This window comes from Bradyrhizobium sp. SZCCHNS1022 (assembly GCF_032484835.1).
GTDB lineage: Bacteria > Pseudomonadota > Alphaproteobacteria > Rhizobiales > Xanthobacteraceae > Bradyrhizobium.
This window is the reverse complement of sequence record NZ_JAUETT010000001.1, coordinates 1327903-1345312: the sequence shown is the minus strand read 5'-3', so window position 1 is coordinate 1345312 and position 17410 is coordinate 1327903. Positions and strand designations below refer to the sequence as shown.

18 protein-coding genes are annotated in these 17410 nt (G+C 64.3%); 10 read left to right on the top strand and 8 right to left on the bottom strand.

Features of this window, described 5'->3' with window-relative positions:
* The first annotated feature begins 72 nt into the window (after positions 1–72).
* Together QX071_RS06055 and QX071_RS06050 are read left to right on the top strand one after the other, a co-directional pair.
* Complete coding sequence (locus QX071_RS06055) at positions 73–1233, top strand: patatin-like phospholipase family protein (protein WP_315701795.1); 1161 nt, start codon at positions 73–75, stop codon at positions 1231–1233.
* Positions 1234–1407: 174 nt separating this feature from the next.
* Positions 1408–1992: a PepSY domain-containing protein gene (locus tag QX071_RS06050; protein ID WP_315701796.1), complete on the top strand. Its 585-nt coding sequence runs from the start codon at positions 1408–1410 to the stop codon at positions 1990–1992.
* 12 nt (positions 1993–2004) lie between these two features.
* On the opposite strand, the gene QX071_RS06045 is transcribed toward QX071_RS06050, so the two are convergent.
* The 4 genes from QX071_RS06045 to QX071_RS06030 form a co-directional block, all read right to left on the bottom strand.
* A complete protein-coding gene (locus tag QX071_RS06045; protein WP_315701797.1) occupies positions 2005–2736 on the bottom strand; it encodes a helix-turn-helix domain-containing protein in 732 nt (243 codons plus the stop codon).
* A 132-nt stretch (positions 2737–2868) separates the two neighbouring features.
* Entirely contained in the window at positions 2869–3750 is an 882-nt protein-coding gene (locus QX071_RS06040; protein ID WP_315701798.1) for a glycosyltransferase family 2 protein, read from the bottom strand.
* An 8-nt stretch (positions 3751–3758) separates the two neighbouring features.
* Positions 3759–5462, bottom strand: coding sequence for a glycosyltransferase (locus QX071_RS06035; protein WP_315701799.1), 1704 nt, complete (start codon positions 5460–5462; stop codon positions 3759–3761).
* Between the two features lie 81 nt (positions 5463–5543).
* Positions 5544–6893: an MFS transporter gene (locus QX071_RS06030; RefSeq protein WP_315701800.1), complete on the bottom strand. Its 1350-nt coding sequence runs from the start codon at positions 6891–6893 to the stop codon at positions 5544–5546.
* A gap of 978 nt (positions 6894–7871) precedes the next feature.
* On the opposite strand from QX071_RS06030, the gene greA reads away from it, so the two are divergent.
* On the top strand, positions 7872–8354 hold the full coding sequence (greA, locus tag QX071_RS06025; protein WP_315701801.1) for a transcription elongation factor GreA: 483 nt from the start codon (positions 7872–7874) through the stop codon (positions 8352–8354).
* A 35-nt stretch (positions 8355–8389) separates the two neighbouring features.
* Here greA and QX071_RS06020 read toward each other — a convergent pair whose 3' ends face one another.
* Positions 8390–8584: a hypothetical protein gene (locus tag QX071_RS06020; RefSeq protein WP_315701802.1), complete on the bottom strand. Its 195-nt coding sequence runs from the start codon at positions 8582–8584 to the stop codon at positions 8390–8392.
* A gap of 53 nt (positions 8585–8637) precedes the next feature.
* Positions 8638–8946, bottom strand: a complete 309-nt coding sequence (locus QX071_RS06015; RefSeq protein WP_315701803.1) for a hypothetical protein — start codon at positions 8944–8946, stop codon at positions 8638–8640.
* Between the two features lie 298 nt (positions 8947–9244).
* On the opposite strand from QX071_RS06015, the gene QX071_RS06010 reads away from it, so the two are divergent.
* From QX071_RS06010 to QX071_RS06000, 3 genes are all read left to right on the top strand, one after another.
* Positions 9245–9496, top strand: a complete 252-nt coding sequence (locus tag QX071_RS06010) for a hypothetical protein (protein WP_315701804.1) — start codon at positions 9245–9247, stop codon at positions 9494–9496.
* 128 nt (positions 9497–9624) lie between these two features.
* Positions 9625–9759 (top strand): hypothetical protein, encoded by a 135-nt coding sequence (locus tag QX071_RS06005; RefSeq protein ID WP_315701805.1) that lies wholly within the window; start codon positions 9625–9627, stop codon positions 9757–9759.
* 15 nt (positions 9760–9774) lie between these two features.
* Positions 9775–10059, top strand: a complete 285-nt coding sequence (locus QX071_RS06000) for a hypothetical protein (protein ID WP_315701806.1) — start codon at positions 9775–9777, stop codon at positions 10057–10059.
* Between the two features lie 143 nt (positions 10060–10202).
* Here QX071_RS06000 and QX071_RS05995 read toward each other — a convergent pair whose 3' ends face one another.
* Together QX071_RS05995 and QX071_RS05990 are read right to left on the bottom strand one after the other, a co-directional pair.
* A complete protein-coding gene (locus QX071_RS05995; RefSeq protein ID WP_315701807.1) occupies positions 10203–12179 on the bottom strand; it encodes an SPFH domain-containing protein in 1977 nt (658 codons plus the stop codon).
* Positions 12180–12482: 303 nt separating this feature from the next.
* Positions 12483–13313 carry a hypothetical protein gene (locus tag QX071_RS05990; RefSeq protein WP_315703112.1) on the bottom strand — a complete coding sequence of 277 codons (831 nt, stop codon included), beginning with the start codon at positions 13311–13313 and terminating at the stop codon, positions 12483–12485.
* 242 nt (positions 13314–13555) lie between these two features.
* On the opposite strand from QX071_RS05990, the gene QX071_RS05985 reads away from it, so the two are divergent.
* The 4 genes from QX071_RS05985 (at position 13556) to QX071_RS05970 (ending at position 17376) form a co-directional block, all read left to right on the top strand.
* Positions 13556–13894 carry a Rieske 2Fe-2S domain-containing protein gene (locus QX071_RS05985; protein WP_315701808.1) on the top strand — a complete coding sequence of 113 codons (339 nt, stop codon included), beginning with the start codon at positions 13556–13558 and terminating at the stop codon, positions 13892–13894.
* On the top strand, positions 13891–14367 hold the full coding sequence (locus QX071_RS05980; protein WP_315701809.1) for a J domain-containing protein: 477 nt from the start codon (positions 13891–13893) through the stop codon (positions 14365–14367). Before QX071_RS05985 ends, QX071_RS05980 begins: the two co-directional genes overlap by 4 nt.
* A gap of 180 nt (positions 14368–14547) precedes the next feature.
* Positions 14548–15267 (top strand): hypothetical protein, encoded by a 720-nt coding sequence (locus QX071_RS05975; protein WP_315701810.1) that lies wholly within the window; start codon positions 14548–14550, stop codon positions 15265–15267.
* 84 nt (positions 15268–15351) lie between these two features.
* The gene (locus tag QX071_RS05970) at positions 15352–17376 is read left to right on the top strand and encodes a YgiQ family radical SAM protein (RefSeq protein ID WP_315701811.1); all 2025 of its coding nucleotides are present in this window, start codon (positions 15352–15354) and stop codon (positions 17374–17376) included.
* Positions 17377–17410: the final 34 nt, after the last annotated feature.

Sequence of the window (17410 nt, the reverse complement as noted above, 5' to 3'; positions counted from 1 at the left end):
TGCTATTGGCCATCAATAATGATACGATACAGTATCTTTTAGTTTTCGTTCAAAAAGGAAACGTGCGTGTCAATGGTTTCGAAACGTCGTCGATCCCTCGTCGCCGCGGCGCTGTGCAGCCTCGCCTGCATGCTGGCTGCATGCGCGACGGTGCAGCGTGCGACCTACTCCGCCACCGAGGCGAAGCGCGCGACCATCGACGGCTTCGGCGAAATCCGGATGTGGGCCGACGCGCCGCCGGAGAGTTTTGACCGTTCGTCGATCAAGCCCCGACAACAGCCGAACAAGCCGTTCGCCTACCTTGCGCTCTCGGGCGGCGGCGGCGATGGCGCCTTCGGGGCCGGCGTGCTTAACGGCTGGACCGAGACCGGCACCCGTCCTGAATTCACCATCGTGTCCGGCGTCAGTACCGGCGCGCTGATCGCTCCTTTTGCATTCCTCGGACCGAGCTATGACGCGACGCTGAAGGAGCTGTACACCAGCGGCCTCGCAAGTTCCTTTGCCGCCTCGCCCAACGCTTTCGGCGCACTGTTCGGGTCCTCGATCTTCGACGGCCAGCCGCTGCACGAGGCGATCAGCCATTATGCCACGCCGGAACTCCTGCAGGCGATCGCGATCGAGCACGCCAAGGGGCGGCGACTTCTGGTGGTGACGACGGATTTGGATGCCGCCCGTCCGGTGTTATGGGACATGGGAGCCATCGCCTCCTCTCCCTCCCCCCGCGCACTCGCGCTGTTCCGCCAGGTGCTCACCGCTTCGGCCAGCGCACCGGTCGCGTTCCCGCCGATGATGATCCAGGCATCGGCCGATGGCCGTTTCATCGATGAGATGCACGTCGATGGCGGGGTCTCGACGCAGGTCTTCACCTTTCCCGATCGCCTTTTGCGCCAGCCGGACGGCGCAAAGCTCCGCTTTGCGCCCAAGCCCGCGATCTACGTCATCATGAACGGGCGAACGTCGCCGGCGTTCGAACCTGTGGAGAATGGCACGCGGGCGATTGCGGTTCGCTCACTCTCGCTGAAAAGCAAGCGCGAGACGCGATCCTATCTCGCGGCAACATATGAATATGCCAAACGCAACGGCCTCGCCTTCAGCATGACCTCGATCGATGCATCGGTTCCCGAGAGCCCGGGGGTCGGCTTCGAGACCGACTACATGAGAAGCCTCTATCGTCTCGGCTATGACATGGCCCGCTCCAAACAGCTCTGGCAGCATTCGCCGCCCGAGCTGTGAACCGCGCCAAAACGGCGCAGAACTGCTATTGTCCGCAGTTGACACCTGCGTACGCTCGATATAAACGATACAGTATAGTTTTATTCATGAGGCTCTGCGATCGAAAACTGCCGCCACACTGTACGGCCAGTGCGGAGCGGGATGATCGACGCAGGAATGCACCAGGAGCAGCCGATGCCAAGCAAATATCTCCGCGCGCTTGTCCTGACCGGCGCACTGGCCTTCGGTCCGGCCCATGCCGTTTCGATCGAACCCCAGTCCCCCGCGACTGCTCAATCGGGAGACGACGGGAGTCTGTCTCAAGAGGCCGTCGATCGCGAACTCGACCTGTTTCGCAAGGCGGGGATCTCGCTGCGCCAGGCGCTGCGGATCGCCGAAAAGGCTCATCCGGGCTCCATCACGGCGGATATCAGCTTCGATGGGGCGCTCGGCGCGCCGCTGTACAAGGTCCGAACCGTCAGCAGCGGCCAGATCTTTGAATGCGAGGTGGACGGGACAACCGCGGAGATCAGGAACAGCACACCGTTCTCGTCGCTGCAGGGCCTGAACGAGATCGACCGCCGCAACCTGCTCGCGCTGCGCTCGGCCCGCCTCAAGATGTCCGATGCGGTGCTGATCGCGGAGAGATCGGCTGCAGGCAAGGCCATCGCCGGCGGATTGGCGAACAAGGACGGCCAGTTGAATTTCGTCATCATCGTGGTGAGCAAGGACGGCCTGAAGCAGGTGCAGCTCGAACCGGTGCCGCGCGCCAGACGCTGACCGGGCCTGGCGTCAACCCGCCTCCGGGCCGCACGCCGCGAGGAAGACATTGACGCGTTCGCGGATGAAGTCCGGCAGCTCCTTGCGGACCGTGGCCTCGTCGGCACCCATGAGACAGCCCATCAGGGTGGGAAGCAGGATCAGGTCCAGGAATATCTCGGCGGTCGCGGCCGCGCTCCGGCCCGCGGCTGCTCGCTTGGCCGTGCGTGTCGGCCCGCGGGTCATGTCCACCAGCAGCTTGCCGACCGCATTCTGCGCGTGGTCGCGCGAAGCGTGGTGCGCATCGCGGCTCAGCTTGGGAAAACGGCCGGATTCCGCGATGGTCACGCGCAGCAGACCGACCGCCTCTTTCAGCGCGCAATCGACGACGGCGCTGGCAAGATTGATCAGCTTCTCCTGCAGCGTCCGTCCCACGGGTGTATAGTTCTCGAAATCCGTCAAGCCGTGGACGACACGCGCCACGACGGCGATGAACAGCGCCTCCTTCCCGGAGAACCGCGCATAGATGGTCGGCTTGCTGGCCGGCGCGGTTTCCGCGATCTCGTCGATGGTCGCACCACCGAAACCGCGCTTCAGGAACACATGCTGCGCGGCATCGAGGATGCGCTGGTCGACGTCGCCGGCCAGGTCCTTGGGCGGTCTGCCGACCCGTCGCACCGGATCCGCACGCTTGGTTTTGGTCTGGGCTTTCGCCCGGGTCTTGACCTGGGGCTTAACCTGGGTTTTGGCCTGGGTTCGACTCATCCGGCGCGATCTCGACTGACTGAAGCCATTTGGCGTCCGTCATCGGATGACACGTTCTGGTTCGACCGGCAATAGACCCGGTCTCGGCGTTCGTTCTGCCTGGCAACAGAGGCCCCGCTCTGGGACTCCGGGTCAACCCGCCGCGCGAAGGCGCACCCCCTGTGCAAGCTCGGCGAGGCCGCCGATCGTCGCCGACGAGTTCTCCCTCAACTCGCGGAGGTCGTAAGCCAGGTTGGCGATGGTCCCGAGCCCGACCCTGCCTGCCGCCAGATCCTGGCGCAGCAAGGCATTGAGGATGCGCGCTTCAACCTCTATGTGGCTCTGTAATCCCGCCTTCACCGAATTACCGAACTGCTCGCCAACATCGGCAGGGCGCAAATGATAATTGGCGAGAACGCGCGGCACGACCTGGATGTCGAACTGCGATAGCAGGCGCATGTAGAAGTCCCAATCGCCGAGAACGGGAAGCTCCTCGCGATAGAGACCCACCGTCTGGTGCACGCCGGCCCGGTACAGGAACGAAATCGGCGGAACGAAATTCCGCGACGCCATCCGGAACAGCGTCACATTGCGCATCCAATGATTAAACGGACGCACACCCTCGCGCGTGATGGTGCCATCGAGCACGACTTCGTCGATACATTGAGTATGGCAGACCACGCCGGCGACCGACGCCGGCTGGCGATCGAGCGCGGCGACCATGGTCGGCAGAAAACTCTCATGCCAACTGTCGTCGTCGTCGTGAACGACGAGGAGTTCGCCGCGAGCGGCCCGAACCCCGGCGTTGGCTGCGGCCCAGCGCCCCTTGGACTCGGCGTGATGGATCACCGAGACGCGGTTGCGCACCCCTTCGGGAATCTGGGTGAGCAGACCGTCCAGCGCCTCGGCATCGCCGCCGTCATTGACGATGACGATCTCCCAATCCTGAAAATGCTGCTGCTGTACGCTGAGCAGGCTGCGCGCCAGGAAGACCAGGCGGTCCTTGGTGCGGGTGATGACGGAGACGCGCGGCATGGGATGACCTAATTCGCAAGCATCATGGGGGCGAAGTTATCGCCCGCCTCGGGCGCGAGCGCAGGAGCCTTCATCGCCACCTCAGCGACGGCCTTGTCGAACACGAGCAGGGTCTTGTCGGCGCCGATCTGCTGCAGATGATAAGTATCGACTGCGCTCAAGGTGAGACCGAGCACGGCGGCAGCATTGCGATAGGCATCGAGCGAGCGCCAGCGCACATGCCGGGCAGCGCTCGGTGTGTCCGGGAAATGCTCAAGAACCAGCAGCCGACCGCCGGGCCTCAACGCGCTTGCGAGCGCCTTGAGGCCGCGCGCCCATAATTCGTCATCGACGATGTGGAAGAACACGTCCATGCAGATGGCGACGTCGACCGGCGGCACCGCGACCTGGTCGAAGGCGCCCGCGATGAACGTGCCGTTCGGCACACGAATGCGGGCTTCTCCGATCGCGGTCTCGGAGAAATCGACTCCGATCACGTCGAAGCCGAGGGCGGCACAGAGCGCAGAGACGAGACCGATGCCGCAGCCGGCATCGAGCAGGAGCTTGCCGTTCGGCTCGGGGAATTTCTCAAGCAGTGCCCCGCGCAGACGCTCGGCATTAGCAGCATAATCCGCCTGATTCTGTCCGTCGCTCAGGCCGATATGACCGACGCTGCGGATCGAACCCTTGAACGAAACATGCCGCTGCTCCCAATAGGCGCGCGGGTCGAACGCCGCCGATCTGTCGAGCGCGCCGAGCAGCCCGCGGACGGCCCGCTCCTGGCGCGAGACCGAATAGCGCTCGACGACGAACGACCGATAAGCGTTGGATTGGGCTTGTAGAATGCGCGCGACGGCCTGATCGACGCTGGCGAACAGCGCGTCTTGAGGCCAGGTCTTGGCGGCGCCGGGATAGTCGTGCACCACCGGCCAGCAACCGCTCGCCATCGCTTCGCCGATGTTCATGCCAAAGCTTTCATAGAGCGTGGTGGAGAGCAGCACGCCCTTGTCGCGGTACCAATGCTCGATATCGGCGACCCGCCCGTAGAAGCTGATGGACCGGCTGAGGTCCATCGCGCCGATCAGATGATCCAGGTAGCGCGCCGTGCGCGCGCAGCTGACCTCGCCCGCCACATGGAGGTGATAACGCGGATCGATATCGACCAGGCGGCGCAGGATCTGCAGCGCCAGCATCGGATTCTTCTTCATCGCGACATCGCCGACCCAGGCGATGCGAAAGGGATCGCCTGCATCCGGCCCAGGCGCAAAGCGATTGCAATCGATGCCGTTTGAGATCACCGAGTGGCTGACGTGCTTCGGCAGGTCAGGCAGCTGCTTGAACAGTTCGTCGCGGATATCCTCGCTGACGAAGATAAGATGATCGACCGCCTCCCATTTCACCTGGTGCGGAAAGCGGCCGTCGATCACCTCGGTCGAATGCAGCCGAACGATGACTTTCTTGGCCTGCGCGCGCATGTCGACGCGGTTGGTGGCCCAGACCGCATGCTCCAGACACCATTCCAGCCAGACGATATCGGCCCAGGCGATCGCCTCGAGCAGTTCGCGCTCGTTGCGAGAATGCAGGAAGCGGATGTCGTGGTCAGGCGCAAGATAGGCGATGATGTCGCGCAGGAACGAGAGCTCCTGCGGCTTCAAGATGTCGAGAAAGGCGATGCGCGGACGCCGGCCGGTGTCCGCGCCGGATGCGGATTGCTTGAACGCCTGATGATCCATGACATGCCTGCCCGTGCCGGCCGAAACAGCCCTGGATCTGAAACGTAACCTCGCGCTGAATCAGGCGAGAAATTTGTCTGGTCAGGCGTCGATGTCGATGTGCTGCGTCTCCTTGCCGATCAGAAGCGCGATCAACGTCAACACGGCCATCGCGGAAAGATAAAGACCGACCAAGAACGGGGAGCCGCCGCCGGCGCTCCATAGCGCGATCGCAATGAACGGCGCGACCGCAGCACCAAGGATGGACGACACATTGTAGGAAATGCCCGAGCCGGTATAGCGCACATTGGCGGGAAACAGTTCCGGCAACAGCGCGCCCATCGGGCCGAAGGTCATGCCCATCAGCGCAAAGCCGAGGACGAGCCAGGCCATTACGCCGACGAAACCCGCCTTCAGCATCGGCACCCAGAGCAGGCCGAAGACCGCGATCGCCGAGGTCACGGCGATCAGGGTCTTGCGGCGGCCGTGACGATCGGCCCAGGGGCCGGACACGAGGGTGAAGATTCCGAAGAACACGACGCCGACGATCATCATCAGCACGAAGCTGCGATAATCATAGCCGAGGCCCGGCAGCGGCGCGCTCACCGCGGCGCGACCGTAGGACAGCGAGAACGTGGTCATCAGGTAGAACAGCACATAGGTCGCAAGCATGTAGAAGGTGCCGAGGATCAGCTCCCGCCAATAGGTGCGCAACGCGGCCGCGAGCGGCAGCTTGTGCACCGCCCCGGTCCGCACCGCCTTCTCGAAGGCTTTGCTTTCGACCAGATTGAGTCGCACCCACAGGCCCACCACGACCATCACGGCCGAGAACAGGAACGGGATGCGCCAGCCCCAGGCGAGGAACGCCTGCGACGGCCGCGACGGATCGCCCGACGGCAGCATCGCGGCGATGATTAGGAACAGGCCGTTGGCGATGATGAAGCCGATCGGCGCGCCGAGTTGCGGGAAGGTGCCGAAAATGGCGCGCTTGCCCTTGGGCGCGTTCTCGGTGGCGACCAGCGCTGCACCGCTCCACTCGCCACCGAGCGCAAAACCTTGCGCGAGACGGAGCACGACGAGCAGAGCCGGCGCGATCCAGCCGGCGACCGGAAAGGTCGGCAGCACGCCGATCAGGAATGTGGCGATGCCCATCGTAAGCAGCGCGCCGACGAGGGTGATCTTGCGGCCGCGCTTGTCGCCGAGATGGCCGAAGAATACCGCGCCGAGCGGGCGCGCGATCATGGCCGCGCCGAACACGGCAAAGGAGGCGAGCAGCGCCGTGGTGTCATTGCCGGCGGGGAAGAACAGGTGCGGGAACACCAGCACGGCCGCGGTGGCGTAGACGTAGAAGTCGTAGAACTCGATGGTGGTGCCGACGAGGCTCGCCAGGATGACGCGGGAGCGTGGATTGAGCGGGACGGCGGGAGAGGTCTCGATGGCGACGGTCGACATTGACGTGTTAAAAACTCCTCATTCGCGCGGGAGAGGAGCCCGCGCGAGCCGGCAGATGACGGTCCATGACCCGGAATGGGGGCTCTGATGGCACAGCGGGGCGGCCCCGTAACCCCTTGACAATGCAGAGCTCGCATGCAGCCGTGGCTGCTCATTGGCACTCGCCGGCTCTGGATTTTACCCGCGGCTTTCTGCCCGGCGACCGGAACGACCTCTACGAGACGTTCAACAGGGGCCCACAAGGCATTCGAGGGTTTGCTCAGGCGCCCGTTGGTCGGAGGCCCGCGAACTGATGGAGCGCTGGTGCAAGCTCAACGATGACGCAGCCGCCGCCGCGCCGCGCGACCGGTGCGCAACGAACGGGCTCGATCTCGAAGCGAGACTCCGTCGCGGATCGGCAGATCTCCATCCGGCTGTGGCATGCGCGTAACAGGCGGGTAGCGCCGCCCGTTGCTTGCTAGACGATGCCAAGGAGCGGCCCTGGAGCAGGTGCTCAGGAACCGGACGCCGGGCCCTTCGAGCACGGGTCGTCGGGCATGGGCCGCCAGACCTGCGATCCTGTCCTTCAGCCCGGCGAGGGCTGCTGACATCGAGCGGCCCAAACTGACCACCCACCGAAACGGTCGTTGGGAAGCTGCCCGGCGCCTGTCCACGCTGGCCTCGCCTCGGGTGGAAATAGCGGTTGGACGACGGTCCTGATCCTCGCCAGCACCAGCAAGACCGGCTGGCATCATCGGTCGATGGGACTTTTCCGAGGGCCCCACCACGATCAGGAGTTTACGCATGCGTCTCACCTTCGGCCCACTCCGGCCGATCCGGCGGGCCTTCGGCCGCGAACATGGTTTATCGGCGCTGACTGAAGCCTGTCGGCCCATGTCAGCGAATTGTCAGCTTGGCGACCTTGCAGGTCGTTCGCCGCGGCTTACGTCAGCATAGGGCGGACAAGCCGCCCACGATGCATTGAGACGGAGTTCAGGATTGAGCGTCGCCTTCACGAAGGAAGAAAGTGCCGAGACCGCGTCCGAGACGCTGCTTCCGGATCGCCCGATCTCGCCGCATCCGAACCTGGTCACCGAGGCGGGGCTGAAGGCGCTGGAAGCGCAGCTTCGAGAGGCGCGCGAGGCTTACGACGCCGCGCAGAAAATCGAGGACGTGAACGAGCGACGGCGTCAGGCCGCGGTCCCGCTGCGCGATATGCGCTACTTTTCGGCACGGCTGCGAACCGCCCAACTTGTTCCCAGTCCGACATCCACCGACACGGTCGCCTTCGGCAGCACCGTCACCTTCAGCCGCGGCGACGGCCGCGTGCAGACGTACCGCATCGTGGGAGAAGACGAAGCAGATCCGAAGGCCGGATCGATCTCCTTCGTATCACCGGTGGCGAGGTCCATGATGGGGAAGGCCGTGGGGGACGTGGTCGGCTCAGGGCAGCAAGAACTCGAGATCATCGCCATCGCGTAGCGTGTCAAGTGTAAGGCTGCGATCTTCCGAAGCCGCTATGCCGGCTGCCTTCTCGTCTTCTTCTTGACCGGCGGTGGATCGATCTCGGCAATCCTGCGCACACATTCGGCCGACGACCCATGCGGGCCCGACACGAAGGTGCCGCTGACCTTGGTCGCGTACCAACCGGAAACGACACCGAGACGAAGCGCCTCCTCCGTTTGGACGTGACGCGGCGAGAGATTTTGCATGATATACTTTCGGTGGCGCGCTCGATTTGGCATCGAGCACAGGGGCAGCGGGTTCAGTCGTCGGAGCCAGGGACCGCCGAAAGCCGGGCGAAGTCCGCCACGATGGCCGCGATCAGATCGCGATGGTGGGTATCATTGGCCGCAAGGCTTGCAGCATACAGGTTCAGCACGTAGCGCGCCTTTGCTGCCGCCTCCGCCCACGAGGTCGCAGGCGCGGACAGAAGTTGGTCCTCGATCGCGGCTTGCTGGTCCCGTAGAACCTTTGCGTTCGCTTCAACGTCTGCAAGCACGCGCCGGATATCAGTCGCCTTCTGCGCGGCGATGCCGCGATGCTTGTCGAGATCGATCGGCGGCTCATTCATGTGGCGGCGTCGCTATGATGGGCATCAGACAATTCCGGCGGAGGGATCGAGACCATCATCCATCGATGAGGTTCCCGTCGCGAACGCGTCATCATCAACCTGCGTTCCCGGCGTTGCGAGCTCAACATGTCTGGGCATCGCCGTACCATGCGCGCTTTCAAGCCAAATAGCCACTCCTTTTCTCTCAGCCACTTGGCGGTGGCCATCCAACACGCTCCTACGGGATGCAGATCGCGATCCAAACAAATGATTAGCTATTGGGCGAAAAAGGGCGCACAGTTCTGAAAAGGGAGTCTCGATGTCGCGCCAGACGCACTTCCTGGTTCAAGCTTTCGACCCTGCGAAAGGGGATCAATTGAAGGCTGGCGCGCCGATCGTGTGCCGTTCGGAAGATGGTGCGCGTCGAACCGCCGAAAAGCTCGCGCTGACCAAGGCCGGAGTGGTCGCCTTTTCAACATCCTCTGACGTCGAAACCGGTGACTATGACGATCAGCCCGTGGTGTTCTTTCGCGCCGGTCGGGTGCCGGATGAATTCGATTCGATGCCGTGATGATATCGACCCCGGCAGCACTTTTCGAAGCCCGCTGACCTGGCGTCCACCATCGCTCTCGATGCACGGCCGGCAACGATAATCCGACCTCAACACCTGCCCATCATCATACGTGAGGAGACATCGACATGGCCAAAGGCGAGCAGAGAGGCAATCGGGAAGCCAAGAAACCAAAAAAGCAGAAGATCAAGTCGATCGCCGCAGCGCCGAGCCAAAAGGTCGGCGCGTGGCAGCCGACATTCGGCTCCAGCAAGAAGAAATAGAGAAGGTCTTTCACTTTGAGACATGAGTTCCACGTAGGCCAGTTCGTCGAACTGAAGCCGAACCTGATGCGTGCGGCCGCGACAGGCGCGTACGAAATCATACGCTTGATGCCGGAACCCGAGATCAGCTCGGAAAGCCCGCGCTATCGCATCAAGAGCAGCGCGGAGATCCATCAGCGGATCGTTCCTGAAAGCGATCTCACGCTCGCGACGGGTCCTACCGCGCGATCATCAATAGACATGTTGCGAGAGGTCTTTTTGGCGACGCCCATTATGAGCCTTCCGACGCTCGAAGGTTGATGCGCCCTTGGAAACGATGCCGCGCCAACGCGCCGGCGCAGCTCCAGGATCCCCACCCTGATTTCATGACGGGAAGATAGGCTTGCACGTCGTATCGACATGCACGCCTTGTTCTTAGCTAAAGATCAATCGATCATCGCAGCTCACCGCGCCGCCCGCGGCGCCTCGGCCTTCAACCTCTCCAGCGCATCCGGCATCATGCGGCCGAACATCGAGCTGAGCATCGCGGTCGGGATCAGGCCGGCGCTGCCGGTCTCCTGCCCCTGCCCGCCCGACATCAGGAACTGCGGCACCAGGGGCTGGTTGATCCGGGTCAGCGCGTCCGCGAACTTGGCGAAGTTCTGCTCGGCCAGGCGGAACTCCGGGCCGCCATAGGCATCGACCGACAGCTTGGTGGCCTGGGCGTTGGCGGCTCCGACCGCAAGCACACGATCGGCCTCGCCCTGGCCCTCCAGCCGCGACTGCTCGCCGACCGCGGCCGCCGTGACCTTGCGCGTCTCGGCGTCCTTCTGCGCCCGCGCGAGTGCCGCCGCGCCTTCGTTCTCATTGACCTTGATCTGGATCAGCGACTGAGTCAGCGCCGATTGCGCCGCCGCCGTCGCCTTGGCTTCGTTCAGCGTACGCTCCTGGATCGCGGCCTTCTCCTGCTCCTGGAAGGTCTCGACCTGCTCGCGCGCGACTTGGCGCATGCGCAGCTGGATCAGGATGTTCTCGATAGTCTGGTCGCCGGGCGCGGCGCGCGGCGTCCCGATCAGGACCTCCTGCAGATCGAGCGAATAGGCCTCGAACTTGACCTTCATCACGGAGGCGGATTCCTCCTGGATCGCGGCGCGGTTCTGCAGCAGCTCGATCAACGTCATTTTCTGCGCGATGTTCTTGAAGAAGGCGCTGACCATGGGATCGAGCGTCTGCTCGACCAGCTTCTTCACGTCGCCGAAACGCTGGATGATCATCGGCGCCTTCTTGTAGTCGATATGCATCACGACCGAGAGCGGCAGCGTCGGCTCGAACGCATCCTTGGTAATCAGCGATATCTCCGACAGGTTCTCGTCGAGCTTCATCGCGCCGACTTCGCCGCGCACCCACTTCAGAATGAAATTGACCGTCGGGATGATCTCGATCTTACCGGCGTAGGTGTTGAAGGCATATTTGCCCGGCAGCAGCGGATCCTTCCAGACGCCGCGACTGCCATTGGAGACAAGCTCGCCGTGGCGATATTGCTCGCCTGACACGTCCGCCGTGCGCGGGCCCGTGTAGAAGATGACGACGCCGACATTGCCGACCGGGATGACCGTCTTCGGCACGGCTTCGACGGTCGCGAACAGCCGGTTGATATACCAAGTCCCCTCGACGATGACCTGAAGCTGGCGCCCGCGATAGCCGCCGGCTGCGAGGAATTTCTCCGGCTCCTGGTAGTTGTTGTGAAACGTCGCCTCGTCGTCGAGCGCGATGCCGACCTCCGGCGCGATGATCTCGCCGGGCGGCAACGACGGCCCATCATGCACGGTGACGACACCGACGAGATCGTGATCGGCGGCAAGGATCACCGGCGTGAAGCCCCAACGCTCGGCGATGGTGAGCTGCATGCCGTCGAGCACCGTGCGCTCCTGTGCGCTCAGGGCGTGACCATAGACCCGCTCATCGGTGATGATCGCAAACTGCGTGGTGTTGATGGCATAGGTGCCTTCACGCAGGATCTTGCGCTGCGGTCCCTTCTGGCCGCCAGCGGACAGAAAGCGCCTCGCGTCCTCGAAGTCGGACTTGTCCTCGCCGTCATTGGCGCCGAGCACCTGCGAGGCGCCAAGCGGCGCGCCGTCGCGCGCGAACACATAGGCGATCTTGCCCTGGCCGACCGTAACGAGATCGGAGCGGTGGATCCGGTACATGAAGGGGAAGAACAGGTGCAGGCCGCCACGCAGCACTTCGGGCTCGTAACCGGCCTCGCCGTTCAGCGCGATAAAGCCTTCGGCGACAGAACCGCGGAAGGTCCAGAGCTTCTCGACGATGCCGACCTGATTGTTCGGAATGTAGCAGAAAGTGTTGGAGAGCTTGAGCAGCGCAAGCAGCACAATAACGGCAGCGGCCCAGAGGGCCGGCTGGATCAGACTGTTAGGATCCATGATGACAACTCCAATGTCGCGCGATGTCAGCGCGGCTGCTGATGCAGCCCGCGCCATCGGGCGATCGCGCCGTTCAATATCGGCGCGCGAGAGCTAGGCATTGCAGCGGGATTTCCCAGACACCGGCGGCAAATTCTGCTCGATACTTTGGTCTATTCCGAAGCGCCGGCGTTCAAGCTAACAACTCAAGCTGAAAATAAATCATCTGGGACGATGAACCGGGGTCCCGGATCGGCGACTCATACGGACGACCGGTGCGGCCTCCTGCCCGCCCTTCGGACATGCCGCATCATGCGCGCGACCTCATGGATTCAACACGCCGCGCAGGAATTGGGCGGTCCGCGCGCGCACTTCGGGCCGGTTCAGAATCGTATGCACGTCCGCATCGATCACCATGACCTCCGCCTTCGGATCGTCCTTCAGCGCCGCGCCACAGGAGCCGGTGACGCTCCGGTCCTTATTCCAGGGATTGGCGGCCGAGAAATAAGGATCACGGGCCGCGATCGCGTTCAACACCGGCTCCTTCGCGCCGACGCCGAGCCGCGGCTCGGTGACGAAGTAGTTGCTCTCGCACGACCATGAATAGATCAACCGCGCCGCGGCGTCCTTGCCGGCGTAACGACCGACCGCCACCGCGCCTTCGCTGGTGCCGGCAAGAACGAGGCGCAGCCGATCCACCCAGCTCCACTCGCGCGAGGCCTTCACGGCGTGATCGAGTTCGGCGAGGCGCAGCGCATGCACGCGCTCGTAGGTATCGACGTCGACCGGCGAGGTGTAGGTCAGCCGATCGGGAATCGCGAGGCTATCGGGCGCGACCGAGGCGACGCCGAGCTCGTCAGCGAGCCAGACCTGAAATTCCTTCACGGCCGGCGCCACGCCGCTGGAGCCGTGCATCACGATGACGAGCGGCGCGATGCCGATCACATCGGGCGCTTCTTCCGCGTGTCCCTCCCAGCGCCGCCCGCCGACCAGCATGGCCGGCAGCACCAGATTGGCCTTGGCCCAGGTCAGCGCCAGATTGTCGGGCGAGGGCTCCAGCATCGTCCCCTTGATCTCACCGGGCTTGTCGGCGGCGAAGGCGGCAGAGGCGACCAGCAGCGCTGCGAAAGCAAACAAGAAACGCGATACGGACATGGTCAACGTGACCTCATGCGGGGTGAAGAACGCCCACGCATCCGGCACGCGCAGCGCACGCTTCCATCCCACGCCATCGCGATCCGAACAAGCCGCCTCGCGCTCCCGCGCATATCGCATCGTCCGGCTCGTCGCATTTCCGACATTGTGGCGCGAGGAAGCGCCGCAAGGCGTGCTTTTTCGCTGGTCCGAAACTTGCGTGATGACCGGTTCGAGAGGCTTAACTGTCGAAAGGCGACGCGATGGCGTTCACCTCTGTCTGTCCTGCCAATGCCGTGGGCGAAGGCGGCATGAGCCTGTTTCAGGTCGGCCGCAAGAGCGTGCTGCTGGTCTGGCCGGCCGGCGGCGAGCTCAAGGCCTATCGCGGACGCTGCCCGCACGCGGACATGCCGCTGACGGATGCGAGCTTCGACGGCACCACCGTCACCTGCCCGATTCATCATTGGGGCTTCGACGGCGGAAGCGGCAAATGCGTCACCCATATCGTCCGCAACGTGCTGCATCCCTACGAGCTCCGCATCGAAGGCGATGAGATCCAGGTCGATCTCGGGCCGGCCAAGCCAGCCCGCGCGCCGGCGTGACCGACACGGCACAATGGGTGGTCTGGAACGGCTCGCTCGGTGTCGTGGACATGGCAACGATCGGCCGGATCGAGCACGGCGAAAATGGCCGGCGCGCCTGGCTCGCGCCGCCCTATGATGTGGTCGGGCCGTTCAGTCTCGACGAACTCGATACGGAGGGCCGCATCGCCTTCGGCGCCTGCCTGGTCATGTCGCGCCAGCGGTGGCGGGAGGACCAGGCCGGCTTGCGCAGCGAGGCCCGGAAGGCGCGCCGTGCGCTTCTGCAGCGGGCCAATGGCGATGACGACAGCGAATTCCGCGAAGCGCTGGCGCTGCCGCTCGAGGGCGTGCTGACAGCCTCTGAGATCAAGGCTGCGTTTCGGCAGAAGGCCAAGACGGCGCATCCGGATGGCGGCGGCAGCAGCGCGCTTTACCGCCGCATCACGGCAGCTCGCGATGCCTTGCTCAGCCAGTGCGAGAAAGCGCCGATCTGATCTCCGGCCGGACCTCGACTTGCACTGCAATAGATCGCTGAACAGACGCTGTAGCCCCTGGCCGCTCCGAAAATTTGACCGCATCTGATCCGGATATTGACGCGATCTGATCCAAGAATCGACCTGTGCTGCTGTCGTTATTCCCACAAGCGAGAAGCGACCGAAGGGGGAATTGCGATGATGAGCCACCTGCAATCGATGACGCAAAGGCTCGCTGTGACCATGCTGCTCGGCTGCGCAGTGTCCCTCGCCGGACTTGGCGCCTCGCATGCGGCGACCCCGAATGCGTCCGGGATGACCACTGTCAACGGATTGCCATGCAACGAGCTCTGCAAAGCGTATATGTCCTGGTCCGATCGGATGATGGCGAAATTCCTTCCGCCCCATCCCCAGTTGCGGTCGCAGGCGCGAGCCCTGCCTCAATCGCAAGCGCGGACTGCCGTTCACGAGCGCAAGCTGGAGCGGAAGCTTCATCATGCGGCTGCGGCACGCCGGTTGGGCCTGAATTCGTTCGCGCAAATTCCCAAGCCGAACGATGCGAATCCGCGCGATGCAGCGCCGCAATCCACGGAGACGCCGCGCGTCGAAGCTGCGTCCCCGGCGCCGGCCAATCCGATCGCCGACCGCTTTCCGGCCCAGGCGCTTGCGACTCGAGCGCTTCCGGTCCAGGCGCTCGTGAGCGCCCGAGTCGCCGACAGCGCCCGCAGCGACCTTCCGGAAAGCGGGGCAGTCTCGGCGACGGATGCCGCCTCTGCACCGCAGACGACCGACACGACCGCCGAAAGCGACCAGGAGACCCGTTTTCCGGTGTCGCTGGCGCTCGCGCTGAGCGCCTTCGTGGCCTTCCTGGCCTGGGGTTGGTTCAGGGACAGGACCCAGACCGCGAACGCGATGCACTGAGGCCGGATCATTCCGGCCGCGGCGGCCTTCGAAGCGGCGTCTCGCGCGGTTGAACTTGCAGGTGCGGAGTCTTATCCATGGACAATGGAAAGCCTCACCGCAGCCCCCCTGAGTTCCTGGCCCCGCCACCGGACGGCCCCCAAGAAGCCGGCGCCGTTCCTGCCGATGAGCCGCGCCGAGATGGACGCGCTCGGCTGGGACGCCTGCGACATCGTGCTGGTGACGGGCGATGCCTATATCGACCACCCCTCCTTCGGCATGGCGATCATCGGCCGCCTGCTCGAAGCGCAGGGCTTCCGCGTCGGCATCATAGCCCAGCCGGACTGGCAATCGGCCGAACCGTTCAAGGCGCTGGGCCGCCCCCGCGTGTTCTTCGGCGTCACCGGCGGCAACATGGACTCCATGGTCAACCGCTACACCGCGGACCGACGGCTGCGCCATGACGACGCCTATACGCCGAACGGCGAGGGCGGCAAGCGGCCGGACCGCTGCACGCTGGTCTACGCCCAGCGCTGCCGCGAGGCGTTCAAGGATGTGCCGATCATCCTCGGCGGCATCGAGGCTTCGCTGCGCCGGATCGCGCATTACGACTACTGGTCCGACAAGGTGCGCCGCTCGGTGCTGGCCGACGCCAAGGCGGATCTCCTGCTCTACGGCAATGCCGAACGCGCCGTGGTCGAGGTGGCCCACCGGCTCGCTGCCGGCGAAGCGCCGCGCGAGCTGAACGATATCCGCGGCGTCGCGCTGTTCCGCCGCGTGCCCGAAAATACCACCGAGCTGCATGCCGACGATCTGGATTCCGCCGACGAAGGCGCCGCGCGCCAGAAGGGCGAGGTCGTGATCCGGCTGCCGTCCTGCCAGCAGGTCGAAACCGATCGCGAAGCCTATGCGCGCGCCTCGCGCGTGCTGCACCGGGAGAGCAATCCGCACAATGCGCGGCCGCTGGTCCAGCGCCACGGCGATCGCGATTTGTGGCTCAATCCACCGCCGATCCCGCTGACCATGGCGGAGATGGACTCCGTCTACGATCTGCCCTACGCCCGCGCGCCGCATCCGTCCTACGGCGATGCCAAGATCCCGGCCTGGGAGATGATCCGGTTCTCGGTGACGATCATGCGCGGCTGCTTCGGCGGCTGCACCTTCTGCTCCATCACCGAGCATGAGGGCCGCATCATCCAGAGCCGCTCGGAAGGCTCCATCCTGCAGGAGATCGAACGCATCCGCGACAAGACGCCGGGCTTCACCGGCGTCATCTCCGACATCGGCGGCCCCACCGCGAACATGTACCGGATGGCGTGCAAGGACCCGAAGGTCGAGGCCGCATGCCGGCGGCCAAGCTGCGTCTTTCCCGAGATCTGCCCGAACCTCAACACCTCGCATGACGACCTGATCCGGCTCTATCGCAAGGTGCGCGAAGTCAAGGGCGTCAAGCGCGTGATGGTCGCCTCCGGCGTGCGCTACGATCTCGCGGTCGAGAGCCCCGCCTACATCAAGGAGCTGGTGACGCATCACGTCGGCGGCTATCTGAAAATCGCGCCGGAACATACCGAGCGCGGCCCGCTCGACAAGATGATGAAGCCCGGCATCGGCGCCTATCACCGCTTCAAGCGGATGTTCGATGCCGCAGCAGAGCAGGCGGGTAAGAAGTATTATCTCATTCCCTACTTCATCGCCGCGCATCCCGGCACCAGCGACGAGGACATGATGAACCTCGCGCTGTGGCTCAAGAAGAACCGCTACCGCGCCGACCAGGTGCAGACCTTCCTGCCCTCGCCGATGGCGACGGCAACCGCGATGTATCACACCGGCGTCAATCCGCTGCGCGGCGTGCGGCGCGGCGGCAGCGAGAAGGTCGAGGCGATCAAGGGCCTGCGGCAACGGCGGCTTCACAAGGCCTTCTTGCGCTATCACGACCCGGACAACTGGCCGGTGCTGCGCGAGGCGCTGAAGGCGATGGGCCGCAGCGACTTGATCGGCTCGCGTCCCGACCAACTCGTGCCCGCGCACCAGCCGCCCGGCACCGGCAAGGCCGCCGGCACGCGACGGCCCGTGCGCCCTGAACCGCGCCCACAGCGCTTCACGACCAAGGGCGTGCGAGTCAGGAAGTAGCGCTGGGGTCACGGCTGGCGGCCTCGCCGAAAGA

Coding starts and splice junctions, on each gene's coding strand:
- QX071_RS05985 (WP_315701808.1), top strand. CDS start 13,556: ATGGCGTTCACCTCTGTCTGTCCTGCCAATGCCGTGGGCGAAGGCGGC.
- QX071_RS06020 (WP_315701802.1), bottom strand. CDS start 8,584: ATGCAAAATCTCTCGCCGCGTCACGTCCAAACGGAGGAGGCGCTTCGT.
- QX071_RS06030 (WP_315701800.1), bottom strand. CDS start 6,893: ATGTCGACCGTCGCCATCGAGACCTCTCCCGCCGTCCCGCTCAATCCA.
- QX071_RS06050 (WP_315701796.1), top strand. CDS start 1,408: ATGCCAAGCAAATATCTCCGCGCGCTTGTCCTGACCGGCGCACTGGCC.
- QX071_RS05975 (WP_315701810.1), top strand. CDS start 14,548: ATGAGCCACCTGCAATCGATGACGCAAAGGCTCGCTGTGACCATGCTG.
- QX071_RS06015 (WP_315701803.1), bottom strand. CDS start 8,946: ATGAATGAGCCGCCGATCGATCTCGACAAGCATCGCGGCATCGCCGCG.
- QX071_RS06010 (WP_315701804.1), top strand. CDS start 9,245: ATGTCGCGCCAGACGCACTTCCTGGTTCAAGCTTTCGACCCTGCGAAA.
- QX071_RS06045 (WP_315701797.1), bottom strand. CDS start 2,736: ATGAGTCGAACCCAGGCCAAAACCCAGGTTAAGCCCCAGGTCAAGACC.
- QX071_RS05995 (WP_315701807.1), bottom strand. CDS start 12,179: ATGGATCCTAACAGTCTGATCCAGCCGGCCCTCTGGGCCGCTGCCGTT.
- QX071_RS06005 (WP_315701805.1), top strand. CDS start 9,625: ATGGCCAAAGGCGAGCAGAGAGGCAATCGGGAAGCCAAGAAACCAAAA.
- QX071_RS06055 (WP_315701795.1), top strand. CDS start 73: ATGGTTTCGAAACGTCGTCGATCCCTCGTCGCCGCGGCGCTGTGCAGC.
- QX071_RS06035 (WP_315701799.1), bottom strand. CDS start 5,462: ATGGATCATCAGGCGTTCAAGCAATCCGCATCCGGCGCGGACACCGGC.
- QX071_RS05970 (WP_315701811.1), top strand. CDS start 15,352: ATGGAAAGCCTCACCGCAGCCCCCCTGAGTTCCTGGCCCCGCCACCGG.
- QX071_RS05990 (WP_315703112.1), bottom strand. CDS start 13,313: ATGTCCGTATCGCGTTTCTTGTTTGCTTTCGCAGCGCTGCTGGTCGCC.
- QX071_RS06040 (WP_315701798.1), bottom strand. CDS start 3,750: ATGCCGCGCGTCTCCGTCATCACCCGCACCAAGGACCGCCTGGTCTTC.